The following is an 18,300-nucleotide window of genomic DNA, read 5'->3' as shown; positions in this document are numbered from 1 at the left end:
ATACCTTTTCATAAAGAAGTGAAATTTGTATAGTGGAAGTAAGCTCCATATATAAAACCTTCTTTATGAAAGGGTGTTTTTTAATTTGCAGCCATTTGTGGAGAAGTATAAAAAGCAAATCACTATTTTTGGTAGTGTACTTGCGGTAATAGTTGTCTATTTCTTTTTTATTCAAGATTCCTCGAACAGTGCCACGATTGAAACAATTGACCAAATGGCCATGGCTACTATTGGCTCTACTCCAAATATTCCGGAAACAGAATTGGAAGACACTCCACAAACAATTATTGTTGATGTAAAAGGCGCAGTAAAATATCCGGGTGTTTATACCTTGTCAGAAGAGCAGCGAATTGTCGATGCAATTGAAGCGGCAGGGGGCTATACGGATGATGCAAATCCAATACTTATTAACCATGCGCAAAAATTACAGGATGAAATGGTTGTCTATATTCCTAATTCTAGTGAAGATGCATTGGAAGAAATGGAACTGCTTCTGCAAATGACGGAAACAAATTCTACAAGCAGTGGTAACAGCTCAGGGAAAATCAATATAAATAAAGCAACTGAATCAGAGTTAACCCAATTGCCTGGCGTAGGACCTTCAAAAGCTAGTGCAATTATTCAGCATCGATCAGAACACGGAAATTTTCAAAAAGTAGATGATTTAAAACAGGTAACCGGCATCGGGGATAAAACATTTGAGCAGTTAAAGGACTTAATTGATGTAAAATAAAGTGAAATTTCAAAAAATCATACATTGCGAATGGTTCGAACTATGTATAAACTGATAAGTGATATAAATTTTGGGGGTTATCATATGGAGCGAATTACTTGGGATCAATTTTTTATGGCACAAAGCCATTTACTTGCATTAAGAAGTACATGTGCCCGTCTTGCAGTAGGGGCAACTATTGTGAGAGAGAAGCGTATTATTGCCGGTGGATACAATGGTTCAATCTCCGGTGATGAACACTGTATTGAAGAAGGGTGCTATGTAGTGGACAATCATTGTGTCAGAACAGTCCATGCTGAAACGAATGCGCTGTTGCAATGTGCGAAATATGGTACACCAGCAAATGGGGCGGACCTATATGTGACGCATTTTCCATGCTTACCTTGTTCGAAGACGATTATTCAAGCAGGAATTAAAAACGTGTACTATGCAAAAGATTATAAAAATAATGTATATGCTTTGGAACTATTCAAGAAGGCTGATGTCCATGTTCAGCACATCCCATTCGATGAAGCAAAAATAGATTTTCTGCAAGATGAAAAGTTTGCCTTAACATTTGAAATGCTCGAGAAGCTTCGTGAGTTAGGTGCAAGTAATGAACAGTTGCTCCCTTTAGAGGAGAAGATGCATGCTTTATTTGGTAAACTTGTTCAAGCATAAGTGGATATTTTATGCCTTGTCGATTTGTATTAGTGCAATTGCTGCATTTGAATCGATAAGGCTACTTATATTATTAGTTATATTGTTGTTATTTTGTCATTATAAGCGTTTCCTCAAAATACATCTTGTCTTAATTTTTTCTACGGGCGTTGTGAGTTATTTTTTTTTCACCCAAGAAGTAAACAAGCTTTTGGTGCCGGTAGAACTTCCCGCAATCTTGACATGGTCTGATGAATACAAAATTAACGGTGTTATGCTGCGAGGTTTTATGACCAATGAAGAGGGCGAAAAGCTATATGTAACCTACGAAATAAAAAGTGAACAGGAAAAGCAGCTCCTGGAAGCCCAGCAACTCGCTGGTACGAATTTTTTTGTTGCCGGAGAGCAAGTATCCCCATCTATTCCCGCACACCGCTATGGCTTTTCTATGGGTCGGTATTTACAAAGTAAAAATGCCCGAGGAATTATCGAAATTCAACATCTAACTTTTGTGGACAAGGAAAACTCTTTGTTCCAGCCTTTATATGACCAACGCTTTAGATTGAGGCTCCATATTGAAGATACATTCCCTCCTTCGCTTGTTGCTGAGGCACAGGCCCTTTTAATCGGTTTACAACATAATGTCGATGATGAATTAAATAGAGCGTACCAAAAGTTAGGGATTACACATTTATTTGCGATTTCAGGACTTCATGTCGCCCTCGTTTCTTTCCTATTTTTCCAGTTGTTATTACGTTTGGGCATCCGTAGGGAACCAGCCACAATTCTGCTTCTTGCCATATTACCGATGTATGCGGTTGTAGCAGGAGGTGCTCCATCAATATGGCGTGCGGTAAGTGTTGTGGAATTTATCATGCTTGCTCGGTATTTACGGTGGAATATTCCAATGGATGACGCCCTGTCAATAAGTTTTATCATTTTTGTCCTATTGGAGCCCGGTATTATTTTTCAAGTAGGTTTCCAGCTTTCCTATTTAGCTACATACAGTCTAGTCTACTCGAATCGAATTTTAGCGCGGTATTCTAACTTCTTGGTTCAATCCTTTTTTATTACCTTTGTATGTCAAATCCTCGTTTACCCACTGTTACTGTTTCATTTTTTTGAAATCAGTCTTTCATCTTTTATAGCGAATATTTTCTTTGTGCCACTATTTTCTTTTGTAATTCTTCCGATTAATCTTGTTGTTTTAATTCTTACGTTTTTGCCGCTCCCGTTTGATTCTATTATTTTTCACCTATATGAGCCATTGCGAACAGCACTTACAAACTTCATCTTCTTCATTCAACAGCCGATTGTCCAAATGTGGAACCCGGGAAAACCATCGATTATATGGCTTGTCATATTGTACAGCTCTGTTTTCATTACCTTCTATTTCCTTGATAAACAAGAGATATTAAAAGCAATTTTACTTTTAGTAATGCCTGCATTGCTTTTCCATTTTCAGTCCTATTGGCATAATGATTTAAAAATTGCCTTTGTAAATGTAGGGCAGGGAGACTGCATTGTTATTGAATTACCTTACCGGAAATCCGTTATAGTGATTGATGCAGGAGGGTTATTAAGATTTGATCAGGAGAAATGGAAAGAGCGTCAAACGCCATATGAGGTGGGTCGGCAAATAGTAGTACCTTATTTAAAAGGGCGTGGCATACAGTCAATTGACACATTTGTATTATCTCATGCCGATGCCGACCATGTAGAAGGGGCTGAAGAGGTTCTGCGAGAAGTGCTTGTGAAAGAGGTACATGTGACCCCAGGCTCGATTTCAAAGCCTGTAATGAATGATTTTTTACAGGAACTGAAGAATACAAATACAAAACTTATCGAAAAGATGGCAGGGGATTACTGGAATGTTGGTACGACGACGTTTGAGTATTTATGGCCTGTTGATATTGAATACGAAGGGAATAATGATTCGCTTGTTATTCTGGTAACGCATAATCAGTATAAGGCACTGTTTACAGGAGATCTTGAAAAAGAAGGGGAACAGCAATTAATTCAACTATATACAGAAAAGCTAAGGAATATTGATTTGTTAAAGGCCGGTCATCATGGGAGCAAAACTTCAAGCATTGAAGAGTTTGTTGCGCTGACAAACCCGAAATTTGCAGTGTTTATGGCTGGGGAAAACAATCGGTACAATCATCCGCATATTGATGTAGTAAATCGTTTTGAATCATACAATATCCCACACGCAACAACTGGAATGGAAGGAACGATAGAAATAACGATAAAAAAAGGTGAGATGGCAATAGAAAAATCGAATTCAATTTATTTGCAATAAAAATGGCTCATCACCATAACATGAGGAAGATTTTCTAATAAAATTTCACTTGAATGATTGGTGGGCTACGGCAAGACAGTGCTAAAGCCACTTATGGTGATGAACTATAAAAATGGAGTGATTTCTATGTAAATAATAGAAATCACTCCATTTTAGGATTACATACGTGTAGCTGCTTCTACAATAATTGCAATGATAAAAATTGTAATAAAGAAACCGCCACCAATTACGAAACCGTAACCAGCATCTGGGAAGTCGTTGCCTTTCATCGCACGGCCACGACCTTCAAATGGGTTTTCAGTTACATAGTTTGGATCTTGATGTCCTGCCATAAGTATCCCTCCTAATCTTCAATCATTATAGAATAATCTAATTAAAAATGCTATATGAAATGCTAATTATTCCTTTTATTGGTGATAATAATAAGTGTAAATTTCAAGAAAAGTCCACAAAGTAATTAGCTTGTTATTTTAATTTGTTTTTTCCTGTTCTGTAGGATTGTAAGCGAATCTGTACATTCTCAATTAATTAAAAAATGTTATACTAAGAAATACGAAAGTAAAGGAGGTTCCCCAGATGATAACAAAAATATGGCAGGATTTTAAAAAAGGGAATTTCGCACCGGTTTACTTGCTTGTAGGAGAAGAATCTTATTTTATAGATGAAACAATAAAGCAATTGAAATCTGCACTTCAAAAAGAGGAAGAAGCAGAAGTGATGACCTTTGATTTAAATGAACAACCGATAGATTTTGTCATTGATGAAGCGGACACAATCCCGTTTTTTTCAGAACGCAAACTGATAATCGCCAAAAATACATCTTTTTTAAAAGCAACTGAAAAAGGAAAAGAAAAGATTGAACATGACTTAAAACGTCTTGAAAGCTGGCTCGAGCATCCTACCGATACTGCAATTACGGTATTTATAGCTCCATACGAAAAATTGGATGAACGAAAAAAAATCACGAAGCTTATGAAGGATAAATGTACGGTTATCCTTGCGCAAACACCTCAAAATAATGATTTAAATGTTTGGGTGCAAAATGAAGCGAGGATTCATGGGAAAGCCATTACGGATGAAGCAATCGTGAAATTGCTTGAAATGGTGGGGCCAAATATGCTCCAACTACAAATGGAAATAGAAAAGATGGCGTTATATTTAGGGGAAGAGTTGGAAATTACACGTGAACTTGTGGAAGATTTAGTAGCGAAGACACTTGAACATGATGCTTTCAAAATGCTGAATGCCTATTTGGAACATAATCAGGAAGAGGCACTTAAAATTTATCATGATTTATTGCGCCAAAAAGAAGAACCGATCAAACTCGTTGGATTACTTGCAAGTAATATTCGTACAATGACACAAGTTTTCTATTTGCAAAAAAAGGGCTATCATCAGCAACAAATTGCAAAGCAACTAAAAATTCATCCTTACCGTGTCCAAATTATTTCGAATCAAAGAAGCCGTCCAACGGATCAACGATTACTCCAAGCACTGTACAGTCTGGCTGAGGTTGATCTTCAACTAAAAACCACAGGTGGCAATCGCGAACGCCACTTGGAACTATTTTTATTGAGAAAGCTATAGGAAAAGTTTTTATATATTTTTTTGAAGTAAGATTTACCCGTCTACTTGTGGATTCTACTAGTAGCGTTCTATAAAACTAATTATATAATACGAAAAAAGCCAACTGCACAAATGCGCAGTTGGCTTTATAACTTTACAATTAAGCTTTTTTCGCTAAACGAGACTTTTTACGAGAAGCCGCGTTTTTGTGAATAAGACCTTTAGAAGCAGCTTTATCTAATGCTTTAGAAGCAGCAACTACTAATTCTTGAGTGTTTTCAGCACCTGTAGCGATCGCTTGTTCAGCTTTTTTAACTGTAGTACGCATAGCAGATTTTGCTTGTACGTTAGCAGCGTTTGCTTTTTCGTTAACTTTTACACGTTTAATAGCAGATTTAATGTTTGGCATTTCTTTCACCTCCTAGATTTAGGTACGAGATGAGTATTTTCTCACTGTTTCATGTGTCAATACAACAAAAATCATTCTACCAAAGGATTGAAAGAATTGCAATACATAAACGCAAAGAATATTTACTTGACAGTTTGAACAAACTGGAATGTGGAGGTGCAATTATGAAAAAAGTAGATTGGAATCGCACAGATTTAATTGATGAAACAGCTGGAGTACTGCTTCAACAAACGCCTGCGGATAAGGAAAAATTAAAGCATGAACGTGGCGTTCATATGGAGGAGTCGCAACAAAACCGAGTAAAAATTACAAAGGTTGAAGTAAATGCGGCTGGGCAAGAGCAAATTAGTAAAAAACAAGGAGTGTATATTACATTATCGATACCTACGTTGACTTCGGAAGACCAACATGGCTTTTCGCAACTACAGGAATCACTAATCCATTATTTACATGACTTGCATAAAGATTTAAAAATTACTGCAGAATCAAAAATTTTAGTCATAGGATTAGGAAATAAGACGATTACACCAGATGCAATTGGTCCATATACTATTGATGCCATGCATAAAAAACAATCGGAACTGCAGGAGCCTAAATTTATTTTATATGCGCCAGGCGTAACGGGACAAACAGGATTTGAAACGAGTGATTATATTCATGCTTTAACAGAAAAAATAAAGCCATCGCTAGTAATTATAATTGATGCACTTGCAACAAGTGGCAGTGCACGTTTATGTAGAACTATTCAATTAACGGATACTGGTATTCATCCTGGTGGGGGTGTAGGTAACCACCGAAAAGAAATTTCAAAGGAAGTTCTAGGTGTACCTGTAACAGCTATCGGAATTCCAACAGTTGTAGAAGCACCGATATTAATTGCAGATGCAATTGATGTTGCTTTCAGGTCAATCGCAGCAAAAATACAAGAAAAGGGTAAACCTTCCGGGAAGTTATCTGTAACAAATTGGACACCTGTGAATGAAGAAGTGGATTTATCGAAAGTGGAGCCGATTTTTGGACAATGGGCGACTTGGCCGACAGAAGATCGTCGTCAATTATTTGAAGAAGTATTTAGTACCCATCCTGAACGACTTATGGTTACACCAAAAGAAGTTGATTTTTGGCTGAGTCAATATGCATTTTTGTTAGGGGAAAGTTTGTTTAAATGGATAGAGCAAAAACAATCTACTTAAAATTAGAAAAGAATAAATTTTAGATACACTAAAAACTAGTTATACGTTCTAAGTTTTGCTCTTTCCCCATATTGTATTGGAGAAAGGGTGATGTGTTTGCGGAAACTAAAACGCTTCTCATTATTGTTCTTATTTTTATTTTCACTGCCTATTATTATTGGGCAATTCCCTTTTCCAAATAATGAAATGTCCACAAAAAAATCTGAAAATACACACGTCGTTTATGCTGCAGCAGAACCGCTACCAATTGTAGTCGAAGAACCGCCGTATAATCCAGATCCATTTAATGTATTGCTCATGTTTACACATTCTCATGAGTCGTATAAGCCGATTGTTAAACAGACTAAAGGGATGCAGGCAGTATATGATGAGGAAATGAATATTTTCTCGTTACAGCAAATGATGCAGTATTATTTCGAATTAAATGAAATTACACCACATGTTGTCGATGTTGATGTAATGAACGAAATGAAGTTAGTGGATGCAAGGTTACCTCAAGCCTACAAAGTTGCTCGCCCTATATTAAAACAATATTTGGAAGAGCGTGAATACGGACTGGTAATTGATTTTCATCGTGATGCAGTTCCGAAAAAGGCTACTACACATACAGTGAATGAGGAAAGCTATGCAAAAGTGGCATTTGTCGTGGGGGCGGAACACCCGGCATATGAAGCGAATTTAGCGTATGCAACAATGCTGGATAAACAGTTAAATAACATGTTACCTGGTATTTCACGCGGCATATTAAAACAACAAGGGGATCATGTGAATGGTGTTTATAACCAGGATCTTGCACCGAATATGTTGCTGATCGAACTTGGCGGTATTGACAATACGGAAGAAGAACTTCACCGAACAATGGCTATATTAGCGCAGGCCATCCGACTTGCATTTGTTGAAGCGGCGGTGTAATTATTTTAGAGGGAATTTTATAAAATGAAAGTGAGTAGTACATTCTTAAAAGGAACTTAAACACTACTCCTTGCTCAAATATGTAAAAGCGCATTTCGCAATAGTGTGAGCGAAATGCGTTTTTCCTATGGCAGTTGAAGGTTCGCTGTTGTCGTTTTACTACGATTCATAGTATAATTTAAATTAAGAAAGCCTCTATTGTTCCATTACTTTCAAATTTGATGGATATAGAGGCTGTATTTTAGTAGAAAAGTAAATGGATGATAATCTACATACGTAGTGACACCAACCCATAATGGGCTCAGGTGTTTTTTCTAATTAGGAGAGGAATTATACATGAACCGAGAACAACGTTTAAAACGTCAAGAAAATATCCGAAATTTCTCGATTATTGCACATATCGACCACGGGAAATCAACTTTAGCAGACCGTCTTTTAGAATCAACACAAACAGTTACACAGCGTGAAATGAAATCACAGCTATTAGACTCAATGGATTTGGAGCGCGAGCGCGGAATTACGATTAAATTAAATGCCGTACAGTTAAAATATAATGCTAAAAATGGTGAGATCTATACATTCCATCTAATCGACACACCTGGTCACGTCGATTTCACATATGAGGTGTCGCGATCGTTAGCGGCTTGTGAAGGTGCCATTTTAGTTGTGGATGCAGCACAGGGAATTGAAGCACAAACATTGGCAAATGTATATTTAGCATTGGATAATGACCTGGAAATCTTACCGGTAATCAATAAAATCGATTTACCGGCTGCAGATCCTGAGCGTGTTCGCCAGGAAGTTGAGGATGTTATTGGGCTTGATGCATCTGAAGCAGTACTTGCATCTGCAAAAGCTGGTATTGGAATCCAGGATATTTTAGAGCAAATTGTTGAAAAAGTACCGGCACCACAGGGCGATCCTGATGCACCATTACAAGCATTAATTTTTGACTCAGTTTATGATGCTTATAAAGGGGTAATTATCAGCATTCGTATCGTAAATGGTACAGTAAAAGCCGGCGATACAATAAAAATGATGGCAACCGGTGCCGAGTTTGAAGTTATCGAGGTGGGCATTCATACACCAAAAGCGATTCCTCAAGCTGAATTAACTGTAGGCGATGTAGGCTATTTAACTGCATCAATCAAAAATGTACAGGACACACGCGTTGGTGATACTGTAACTTATGCTGGCAGTCGTGCAGCGACAGAGCCGCTACCAGGCTATCGTAAATTAAACCCGATGGTATATTGCGGTCTTTATCCTATCGATACAGCTCGCTATAATGATTTGCGAGAAGCATTGGAAAAATTAGAATTAAACGACTCAGCACTTCAATATGAAGCGGAAACATCTCAAGCATTGGGCTTCGGTTTCCGTTGCGGATTTTTAGGTCTTCTCCATATGGAAATTATTCAGGAGCGTATTGAACGTGAATTTAATATTGATTTAATTACAACAGCTCCTTCAGTAATTTATGAAGTAACTAAAACAGATGGCACAGTATTGAAAGTCGATAACCCTTCAATGATGCCGGACCCACAAAAGATTGACGAAATTGAAGAACCATATGTTAAAGCAACAATAATGGTGCCAAACGATTACGTAGGGGCAGTTATGGAGCTTTGTCAGAAAAAACGTGGAAACTTCTCAGGTATGGATTACATTGATGATAGCCGAGTTAAAATCGTTTATGAGATGCCATTAGCTGAAATTGTTTACGACTTCTTCGATTTCTTGAAATCCAATACAAAAGGCTATGCATCATTTGACTATGAATTAATCGGATACAAACCATCGAAATTAAGCAAGATGGATATTTTATTAAATGGTGAACAAGTCGATGCACTAAGTTTCATCGTGCATAAAGACTTCGCTTACGAGCGCGGAAAAGTGATTGTAGAGAAATTAAAAGAACTAATTCCTCGTCAACAGTTTGAAGTACCCGTGCAAGCAGCAATCGGTCAAAAAATTATTGCCCGTTCAACAATTAAGTCAATGGGTAAAAACGTACTTGCAAAATGTTACGGTGGTGACATTTCGCGTAAACGTAAGCTACTTGAAAAGCAAAAAGCAGGTAAAAAACGTATGAAACAAGTAGGTTCAGTAGAGGTCCCACAGGAAGCATTTATGGCGGTACTGAAAATGGATGATAGTAAATAATGTTTTTTTAAAAGGCAGATGGAGCAATCTTTCTGCCTTTTGCTTTTTGGATGAGAAATATTTACTAATCTGCTACAGTAAGAAGGAAATGAAATCCAATTTTAAAATGGGGCTGTATGCTATGACGGACATTTTAAACTTTCTACAATATAAAAACGAAAAACTTGAGGGCGAACTGGCGAAACTGTTCGAGCGGGCCAACTCACCTGCATGCAGAGTGGATGCCCTAATAGAAAATAAAGAATTACAGTTAGAGGATCATAAGCTGTTCTTGGCTTTTCTGGCATATTTAGCACAGCATGAGCTTGATGCAAAAACAGTGTTTCAAGATGTTTTACGTTTGCCAAAACACCAATTTGAAGCAAATTATGAAATGGAATGGACACAAGTAATAAAGTTAAGTGTCACATTTCTTACAATTTTGCGGACGAATGATGTAAATAGTTATAAACAATTCATGGACTAACTTGTCGGAACTAGTAACAATTCGCTATAATGATGAAATGAGTAAATGTATTAAATGAGAGGGGCTCTGGGTCGATGAATGAGGAACAACGACTAGCTAGTCAGCAGATTAAGCAACCTAAGGAAGAAAAAGACTATAGTAAATATTTTGAAAAAGTATTTACTGCTCCTTCACTTAAAGATGCAAAAAAACGCGGTAAAGAAGAAGTGAAATATCATAAAGATTTTGATATTGATGAAAAGTATATAGGTATGGGACAAGACCGTAAGTTTTATATTCGCACATACGGCTGTCAAATGAATGAGCATGATACTGAAGTAATGGCCGGTATTTTCATGCAGCTTGGCTATACACCGACTGAATTAATCGAAGAGGCTGATGTTGTATTGCTAAATACTTGCGCCATTCGAGAAAATGCAGAAAATAAAGTATTCGGTGAGCTTGGCTTCCTGTTAAAATATAAGCGTAAAAATCCAGAAATGCTAATTGGTGTTTGTGGATGTATGTCGCAAGAAGAATCCGTCGTCAACAAAATCTTAAAACAATACCAACATGTCGATATGGTATTTGGAACACACAATATTCACCGTCTGCCAAATATATTACACGATGCATACATGTCAAAAGAGATGGTCGTAGAAGTTTGGTCAAAAGAAGGCGATGTAATTGAAAACCTTCCGAAGAAGCGCTTAGGCTCAATTAAAGCATGGGTAAATATTATGTACGGTTGCGATAAATTCTGTACATATTGCATAGTTCCGTATACGCGCGGCAAAGAACGTTCACGTAGACCTGATGAGATTATTCAGGAAGTGCGGGATTTGGCAGCGCAAGGATATAAAGAAATTATGCTTCTAGGTCAAAATGTAAATGCCTACGGGAAAGATTTTGACGACATCGACTATCGTTTAGGTGATTTAATGGATGAACTTCGCAAAATCGATATACCACGTATTCGCTTTACAACAAGTCATCCACGAGACTTTGATGATCACTTGATCGAAGTACTGGCCAAAGGTGGTAACTTGGTGGATCATATCCATTTGCCTGTCCAATCAGGTTCGAATGAGATTTTGAAAATCATGGCACGTAAATACACTCGTGAGCACTTTTTACAATTAGTAGATAAAATTAAAGTCGCGATTCCAGGTGTAACATTAACGACTGATATTATCGTTGGATATCCAAACGAAACGGAAGAACAGTTCCAGGAAACGCTTGATTTGTATCGCCAAGTAGGTTTTGATATGGCATTCACGTATATTTATTCACCACGTGAAGGTACACCTGCAGCAAAAATGACAGATAATGTAACGGAAGAAGAGAAGAAAGACCGCTTACAACGTCTTAATGCAGTTGTAGGAGAGTATTCTGCTAAAGCGCTAAAAGATTTAGAAGGTCAAACAGTAGAAGTTTTAGTTGAAGGTAGCAGTAAAAGACGGGATGATGTTTTAGCTGGTTATACACGAAAAAACCGTCTTGTAAACTTCAAAGCAGATCCAAAGTATATAGGTAAGCTTGTACAAGTGAAGATTTTAGAAGCAAAATCATATTCATTGTTAGGTGAGTTTGTAGAAGAAGTAATCGAAGAGGTGGAATTTGTAAAATGACAACAAAATTGTATACTAAAGACGAAATTATTGAAAAAGCAAAAGAAATTGCCCATATGATTGCCAATACAGAAGAAGTTGAGTTTTTCAAAAAAGCAGAAGAGCAAATTAATGAAAATCAATTTGTTCGTGAAAAAATTGCATCTTTAAAAACTTTACAGAAGCAGGCAGTAAACTTCCAGCACTTAGGAAAAGAAAAAGCATTAAAAATGATTGAAGGCAAAATAACGGGTATTGAACAAGAAATTGACGATTTACCAGTTGTTCAACAATTTAAACAATCTCAAACTGAGGTAAACGGTTTACTGCAACTCGTGTCGAATGCCATTGCGAACAATGTTACAGACGAAGTTATTGCTACAACAGGTGGAGATTTATTAAAAGGCGAGACTGGTTCAAAAGTACGCAATAGTACTCCAGGCTCTTGTTCTTAATTTAAATATGAGGGGGCTGTGTTAAAAGTGAAATTAGCTTTTAATACAGTCCCCTTCTTTTTGTTCAACTTAATGGGGCTAAATTATAAACATAAATTGGGAAGAAAACCCGTCGATATTCCTAATATATTTTGATATACTGTTCAGTAAGTGGTAACTAATAGGAAGGACATTGTCTATGAATGAATTTGATAAACGAATTTTAAGTGATGATGAATTGTTTTTTTGGTTATGTCAGATGGCTAGTCAACTTGATTCAGCGGTCGTGATTATTAATCCAAAAAAAAGTTTTACTATTGAATATGTAAATCATATGTTTATGTATATGACAGGATATAGTGAAACTGACATGATTGGTTCCACGCTTTCTTTTCTCCATGGACAGCATACGGATCTGTTAAATGAAAAGGATATTCAGGAGAGCATTGAAAAAGGTGTTACATTTAAAACTTCATCCTTTCTTTATAGGAAAGACGGTTCTTCATTTTGGAGTGATGTAAGTCACTTAGCGATGCGCAATCCACAAGGAGAACTGCAATATTGCGTGCTCACTTTAAGAGATGTGACTGATTCGATGAATATAGAGTCATTAATTAAACTAGAGCGCGATGTTTATTTTAGTTTGGAAAATGGCGGAACGCTTGAAAGTGTAATGGGGAATATTTGCGATACGGTTGCAACAACCTTTTGGAAAGAGTGCTATTGCTCCATTGTGCTCAGGGACGATAATGAACGTTCGCTGAAGATATATGGAGACTTGTTCAATGATTTAAATAAGCTTGATGAAAATGCCTTGTTAATGGGAATTAGAACTGGAGATATGGGGCGATTACATAAAACGGTTATTTTAGGAGACATAGCTAAGTCTGAATATTATGAATCATATCGTGATTTAATGAGGAAACACCAGATTGTAACATTGTGGGGCGAACCTATTTTAAATATGGAAGGCAAAATCATCGGAATATTTACGATGTATTTTAAACAACATATAGAGCCAAAAGATATCGATTTGAAATTTCTAAACCGTATTGCACCAATTGCAACGCTAGCAATGAAGTACTTTGATCAAAAAAAAGCGATTCGTCGACTTGCCTATCAGGACGTTGCATCAGGGTTAAACAATTTTGAAAGATTTAAAATCATCTTAAATGAAATGATTGCTGAAGGAAATGCAGGTCACTTATATATTGTGAAGCCGGGTGAATATCAAACGATAATCGATTTATATGGACGACGTGGTGGAGATGAAGTTTTAAGTCAGTTAGCAAACCGAATTCAAAGTTTATCGACATTTGAGGACTCTATAATTGCACGTTATACACATTCCACTATTATTGTAGCAACACGATTATCACTTCGGGAAATGAGTATTCCACAGAAGGAAGTCGATTTAATATTATCGGATCCTTATTATATTGACGGAAAAGAAGTGTACGTTACATTAAAAGTCGGAACTTCTATCTATAGCCCTCAAGTAACATTAACAGAAGCAGTTCACCGGGCGGACACGGCTTTATCGAGTGCTCTGAAAATAAACGGTACAGTGATTAAGAAATTTAACCAAAGTTTAATCGAGTCAGTAGAGCAGGAAATGAATGTACTATCTCATTTTTCAAGAGGGATAAAGAATAGTGAATTTTTCCCGGTACTCCAGCCTAAAGTCAACATAAGAACTGGCGAAATTGAAAGTTTTGAAGCTCTGGCGCGTTGGGTGTCAGCAGAGCTTGGATTCGTTTCACCTGCTTTGTTTATTCCTGTCGCAGAAAATACAGGCAATATTTATAAAGTAGATCTGGTAATTTTCCGGAAAGTATTGCAGTGGCAAAAAAACCGTCTTGATGCGGGACTTAAATTGTATCAAGTATCGATCAATATTTCGCCGAGTCATTTTTATAATGCATCGTTTGTAGAAAATTCAGTAGCGCTCATAAAAAAATATAGTATTGATCCTAAATATATAAAATTTGAAATTACCGAAAGTGTCGAGTTAGACAATGTTTTACGTGCAAAAAAAATTATCAATGAATTGCAACAATACGGTGTCGCAACTTCAATTGATGACTTTGGGGTAGGGTATTCATCCCTCAGTTACTTGCAAGAGTTGCCTTTTGAAGAAATTAAAATTGACAAAAGTTTCGTCGATAATCTATCCAATCCACGGATGAATGCAGTAATTAAAACGATTATCCAGCTTTCAGGCAACTTGAATATGATTTCTGTAGCTGAAGGCATTGAAACTGAAGATCAACATAACGAATTAAAAAAGTTAGGGTGCAATATTGGTCAAGGATATTATTATTATAAACCAATGCCTATTGAGCAAATCAATGACTTATTGGCAGACCAAATGACCGTACACTAGTGAAAGATACTACTACAATACTTCATTGTAGTAGTTTTTTCTTTTGTAAAAACTCATTTCACCCTTTAGGCACCTGCCGCATACAATAAATCGAGTAGTTGAAGAAAGGAGAGATGTTCGGTGAAGCGTTTACGCCAAATTGTGACAAAAGCAGTTATAGCGAAAGGGAAAAAGCGTACCGAATGTGTTGAAACGCTCAGTCCACCGAATGCGCCAACAAGCATTTTAGGTTGCTGGGTAATCAATCATCATTATCAAGCAAAGCGTAATGGTAAATTTGTTGATGTGACAGGGAAGTTCGATGTGAATGTGTGGTATGCTTATAGCAACCATTCAAAAACGGCAGTTCATACAGAAACAATCACTTATAAGGATCGTATTAAACTGTCATTCCGTGATGGAGAAGAAGTCGATTCAAATGATGTGAAAACTCGTGTATTACAGCAACCAAATTGTATAGAGGCTGTAATTACGAAGCAGGGGGATAAATTCCAAGTAACAATCGAACGCGAATTTTTAGTGGAAATTATCGGTGAAACAACTGTAGTCATTAATGTACACCCACTTGACTATGAGGAAGATTGGTCTTACGAGGAAAGCTCACAGCAGCCATCAAGTTCGTCATCTTCCAGCTCGTCTAGTTCATCTAGTTCGTCTAGTGGAGACTATGAATCCTCGTCATTCTCATAAACGATTTAATTAAAAAACTCACTTATTAAAGAGCGAACATTATCAGCATTATAGGCTGGACAGTTTGGGATTGTTTGAAGATTTCTTTCAAACAATCCTTTTTTCATTGCGTATACAAGGAAAATTACGAGGCTAATGGTATAATACTTGTACAAGTTTTAGCAAGTGAGGGAAATAAACATGACTACATATACACCGATGATGCAACAATACATGCTCGTAAAGCAGGATTATAAGGATGCTTTTTTATTTTATCGTTTAGGCGATTTTTATGAATTATTTTTTGATGATGCTATAAATGCATCACAATTATTGGAAATTACATTAACAGCACGTGCAGGCAATACGGATAATCCGATCCCAATGTGTGGGGTTCCACATCACTCTGCACAGGGCTATATTGAAACACTCGTCGCAAAAGGCTATAAAGTCGCTATTTGTGAACAAACAGAGGATCCGAAACATGCAAAAGGTGTTGTAAAACGTGAAGTTGTCCAAGTTATTACGCCAGGAACAATTACAGAAGGAAAAGCGCTTGATGGCAAGTCAAATCATTTTATTGCAGCGGCAGAAAGTATAGGGGAGACCGAAATTGCGTTTGCCTATTTAGATGTTTCTACAGGTGAATCTAATTGTTCCATAATTGAAGGCAGTGCGAAACAATTAATTCAGCAAGTACAATCTTATGCAATTAAAGAAGTGATTGTTACAGAGCAGCTACAGTTACTGTTGGCGGAATATGCCGAGGCAGGGGGTATTGTTTTATCATTGGAGATGGAGGAAATGGAAGCAGTACGTGCTGCGCAATATGTAAATCATTTGCCGGCCAATCTGCAAGGAGTGGCTAAACGGCTATTGCAATATGTGGAACGAACACAAATGCGCTCTTTATCCCATATCCAGCCGTTTAATTATACGGAGGCAAACAACTTTTTGCGAATTGATACTAATTCCAAACGTAATTTAGAGCTTATACAGTCAATCCGTAGCGGAGATTCAAAAGGCACGTTATTATGGCTGTTGGATGAAACAGTTACAGCAATGGGTGGACGGAAATTAAAGCAATGGCTACACCAACCATTGGCTAATAAAAAGGCAATCGAATCGCGACAATCAATTGTGACCGAGTTGTTAGAGGATTTCTTTTTACGCGATGAATTAACGGGATTATTAAAAAATGTGTATGATTTGGAGCGATTAGCGGGACGTGTTGCATTTGGTTCTGTTGGAGGGCGTGACTTAGCCCAACTGCGGGAATCTTTACGCCAAGTACCAAAAATTCAGGAAAAATTAATTAATAGTGGTCTTGAAAAATGTAGCATTCTAGGGCAAAAGCTGGATGTTTGTGATGATGTTGAGCAACTATTGGCAGAGGCAATTACGGATCATCCTCCGATTTCGATTAAGGAAGGTGATGTGATTCGTGATGGATATAATAAGCAGTTGGACGAATATCGCGATGCATCACGCAACGGTAAAGATTGGATAGCGCAGCTTGAACAGAAAGAACGTGAAATAACAGGCATTAAAAATTTAAAAATAGGCTATAATCGTGTTTTTGGCTATTATATCGAAATCACAAAGTCTCATTTAAATAATACGGATTTAAGCCGATTTGAACGAAAACAGACCTTAGCAAATGCAGAGCGCTTTATTACGGAAGAGCTGAAAGAAAAAGAAGCACTCATTTTAAATGCAGAAGAACAAAGTTTAGCACTTGAATATAATTTGTTTGTTGCATTACGTGACCGTTTGAAGGTATTTATTCCACGTGTTCAGGCATTAGCCGCAGAAATTAGTGAGCTTGATGTTTTGATGAGCTTTGCAGCGGTGACAGACAAGTATCGTTTTACAAAGCCTGAATTCCATGAAGGGCGCGGACTGCGAATTATTGAAGGACGACACCCTGTCGTAGAAAAGATGCTTAATAAACAAAGCTATGTACCAAATGACTGCATATTGACAGATGATAAAAATATGATGCTTATTACCGGACCGAATATGTCGGGGAAAAGTACGTATATGCGTCAAGTTGCCTTAATTGTAGTATTAGCGCAAATTGGATGTTACGTACCTGCAGATGAAGCGATATTGCCAATTACCGATCAAATTTTCACACGTATAGGGGCAGCGGATGATTTAGTCGCAGGACAATCGACATTCATGGTTGAAATGCTCGAGTCACAGCATGCTATTACACATGCGACGAAGAACAGTTTATTGCTGTTTGATGAAATTGGACGCGGAACTTCAACGTATGATGGTATGAGTTTGGCCCAGGCAATGATGGAATATATTCATGAAGAAATAGGGGCAAATACTTTATTTTCAACCCACTACCATGAGTTGACTGATTTAGAGAACGAACTAGTTCGATTGCAAAATGTTCATGTGAGTGCAACAGAACAAGATGGACGGGTCGTATTTTTGCACAAAGTAAAAAAAGGGGCGGCTGATAAAAGCTACGGTGTACATGTAGCAGAACTTGCAGAAATGCCTGAAGCTATTTTACAGCGTGCCCGTATTTTACTTGAGCAGTTTGAAGCGACACATACTGCGGAAAAATCATCTAAAAGTGATCTTAAACAGACTCCAGCCGTTGTGGAACAGCCCCCTCAAAAACAATCAGACGAAGAATTGCAGCTTTCGTTATTTTCAATTTCTGAGGAGCCTGCTATAGCACCAGAGCAGCAAGAAGTGCTTGATACGTTAACAAAATTAAATGTTATGGGAACGACACCAATGCAGGCAATGACATTACTATACGAACTCCAACAAAAGCTTTTAGGAAATAAATAAGGAGGGAACAGCT

15 protein-coding genes are annotated in these 18,300 nt (G+C 37.3%); 13 read left to right on the top strand and 2 right to left on the bottom strand.

The window, feature by feature from the left end:
* Nucleotides 1–97: 97 nt before the first annotated feature.
* From MKY13_RS12785 to MKY13_RS12775, 3 genes are all read left to right on the top strand, one after another.
* Nucleotides 98–733 (top strand): helix-hairpin-helix domain-containing protein, encoded by a 636-nt coding sequence (locus tag MKY13_RS12785; protein WP_318245203.1) that lies wholly within the window; start codon nt 98–100, stop codon nt 731–733.
* Nucleotides 734–817: 84 nt separating this feature from the next.
* Complete coding sequence (locus MKY13_RS12780) at nt 818–1,393, top strand: ComE operon protein 2 (RefSeq protein WP_191700300.1); 576 nt, start codon at nt 818–820, stop codon at nt 1,391–1,393.
* Between the two features lie 217 nt (nt 1,394–1,610).
* On the top strand, nt 1,611–3,677 hold the full coding sequence (locus MKY13_RS12775; RefSeq protein ID WP_339213111.1) for a DNA internalization-related competence protein ComEC/Rec2: 2,067 nt from the start codon (nt 1,611–1,613) through the stop codon (nt 3,675–3,677).
* A gap of 158 nt (nt 3,678–3,835) precedes the next feature.
* Here MKY13_RS12775 and MKY13_RS12770 read toward each other — a convergent pair whose 3' ends face one another.
* A complete protein-coding gene (locus MKY13_RS12770) occupies nt 3,836–4,009 on the bottom strand; it encodes a YqzM family protein (RefSeq protein WP_191700298.1) in 174 nt (57 codons plus the stop codon).
* Between the two features lie 244 nt (nt 4,010–4,253).
* Between MKY13_RS12770 and holA the strand changes: the two genes are divergently transcribed.
* Nucleotides 4,254–5,264, top strand: a complete 1,011-nt coding sequence (holA, locus tag MKY13_RS12765) for a DNA polymerase III subunit delta (RefSeq protein ID WP_339213108.1) — start codon at nt 4,254–4,256, stop codon at nt 5,262–5,264.
* Between the two features lie 139 nt (nt 5,265–5,403).
* On the opposite strand, the gene rpsT is transcribed toward holA, so the two are convergent.
* Nucleotides 5,404–5,652, bottom strand: coding sequence for a 30S ribosomal protein S20 (rpsT, locus tag MKY13_RS12760; protein ID WP_191700296.1), 249 nt, complete (start codon nt 5,650–5,652; stop codon nt 5,404–5,406).
* A gap of 164 nt (nt 5,653–5,816) precedes the next feature.
* Between rpsT and gpr the strand changes: the two genes are divergently transcribed.
* From gpr to mutS, 9 genes are all read left to right on the top strand, one after another.
* Complete coding sequence (gpr, locus tag MKY13_RS12755; protein ID WP_191700295.1) at nt 5,817–6,845, top strand: GPR endopeptidase; 1,029 nt, start codon at nt 5,817–5,819, stop codon at nt 6,843–6,845.
* 90 nt (nt 6,846–6,935) lie between these two features.
* Nucleotides 6,936–7,757: a stage II sporulation protein P gene (gene spoIIP, locus MKY13_RS12750; RefSeq protein ID WP_191700294.1), complete on the top strand. Its 822-nt coding sequence runs from the start codon at nt 6,936–6,938 to the stop codon at nt 7,755–7,757.
* A 336-nt stretch (nt 7,758–8,093) separates the two neighbouring features.
* The gene (gene lepA / locus MKY13_RS12745; protein ID WP_339213104.1) at nt 8,094–9,923 is read left to right on the top strand and encodes a translation elongation factor 4; all 1,830 of its coding nucleotides are present in this window, start codon (nt 8,094–8,096) and stop codon (nt 9,921–9,923) included.
* Nucleotides 9,924–10,044: 121 nt separating this feature from the next.
* Nucleotides 10,045–10,389: a hypothetical protein gene (locus MKY13_RS12740; protein WP_191700292.1), complete on the top strand. Its 345-nt coding sequence runs from the start codon at nt 10,045–10,047 to the stop codon at nt 10,387–10,389.
* 74 nt (nt 10,390–10,463) lie between these two features.
* Complete coding sequence (gene miaB, locus MKY13_RS12735; RefSeq protein WP_191700291.1) at nt 10,464–11,999, top strand: tRNA (N6-isopentenyl adenosine(37)-C2)-methylthiotransferase MiaB; 1,536 nt, start codon at nt 10,464–10,466, stop codon at nt 11,997–11,999.
* Nucleotides 11,996–12,433, top strand: a complete 438-nt coding sequence (locus tag MKY13_RS12730) for a RicAFT regulatory complex protein RicA family protein (RefSeq protein ID WP_191700290.1) — start codon at nt 11,996–11,998, stop codon at nt 12,431–12,433. Before miaB ends, MKY13_RS12730 begins: the two co-directional genes overlap by 4 nt.
* A 178-nt stretch (nt 12,434–12,611) precedes the next feature.
* On the top strand, nt 12,612–14,798 hold the full coding sequence (locus MKY13_RS12725) for an EAL domain-containing protein (RefSeq protein WP_339213100.1): 2,187 nt from the start codon (nt 12,612–12,614) through the stop codon (nt 14,796–14,798).
* 120 nt (nt 14,799–14,918) lie between these two features.
* Nucleotides 14,919–15,488: an outer spore coat protein CotE gene (cotE, locus tag MKY13_RS12720; protein ID WP_191700288.1), complete on the top strand. Its 570-nt coding sequence runs from the start codon at nt 14,919–14,921 to the stop codon at nt 15,486–15,488.
* Between the two features lie 180 nt (nt 15,489–15,668).
* Nucleotides 15,669–18,287 carry a DNA mismatch repair protein MutS gene (mutS, locus tag MKY13_RS12715; protein WP_339213097.1) on the top strand — a complete coding sequence of 873 codons (2,619 nt, stop codon included), beginning with the start codon at nt 15,669–15,671 and terminating at the stop codon, nt 18,285–18,287.
* The last annotated feature ends 13 nt before the right edge of the window (nt 18,288–18,300 follow it).

The organism is Solibacillus sp. FSL W8-0372 (assembly GCF_037969735.1).
In the GTDB taxonomy this organism is placed as follows: Bacteria; Bacillota; Bacilli; order Bacillales_A; family Planococcaceae; genus Solibacillus; species Solibacillus faecavium.
The sequence above is the reverse complement of the archived record's forward strand: the minus strand, read 5'-3'. Positions and strand labels throughout refer to the sequence as shown.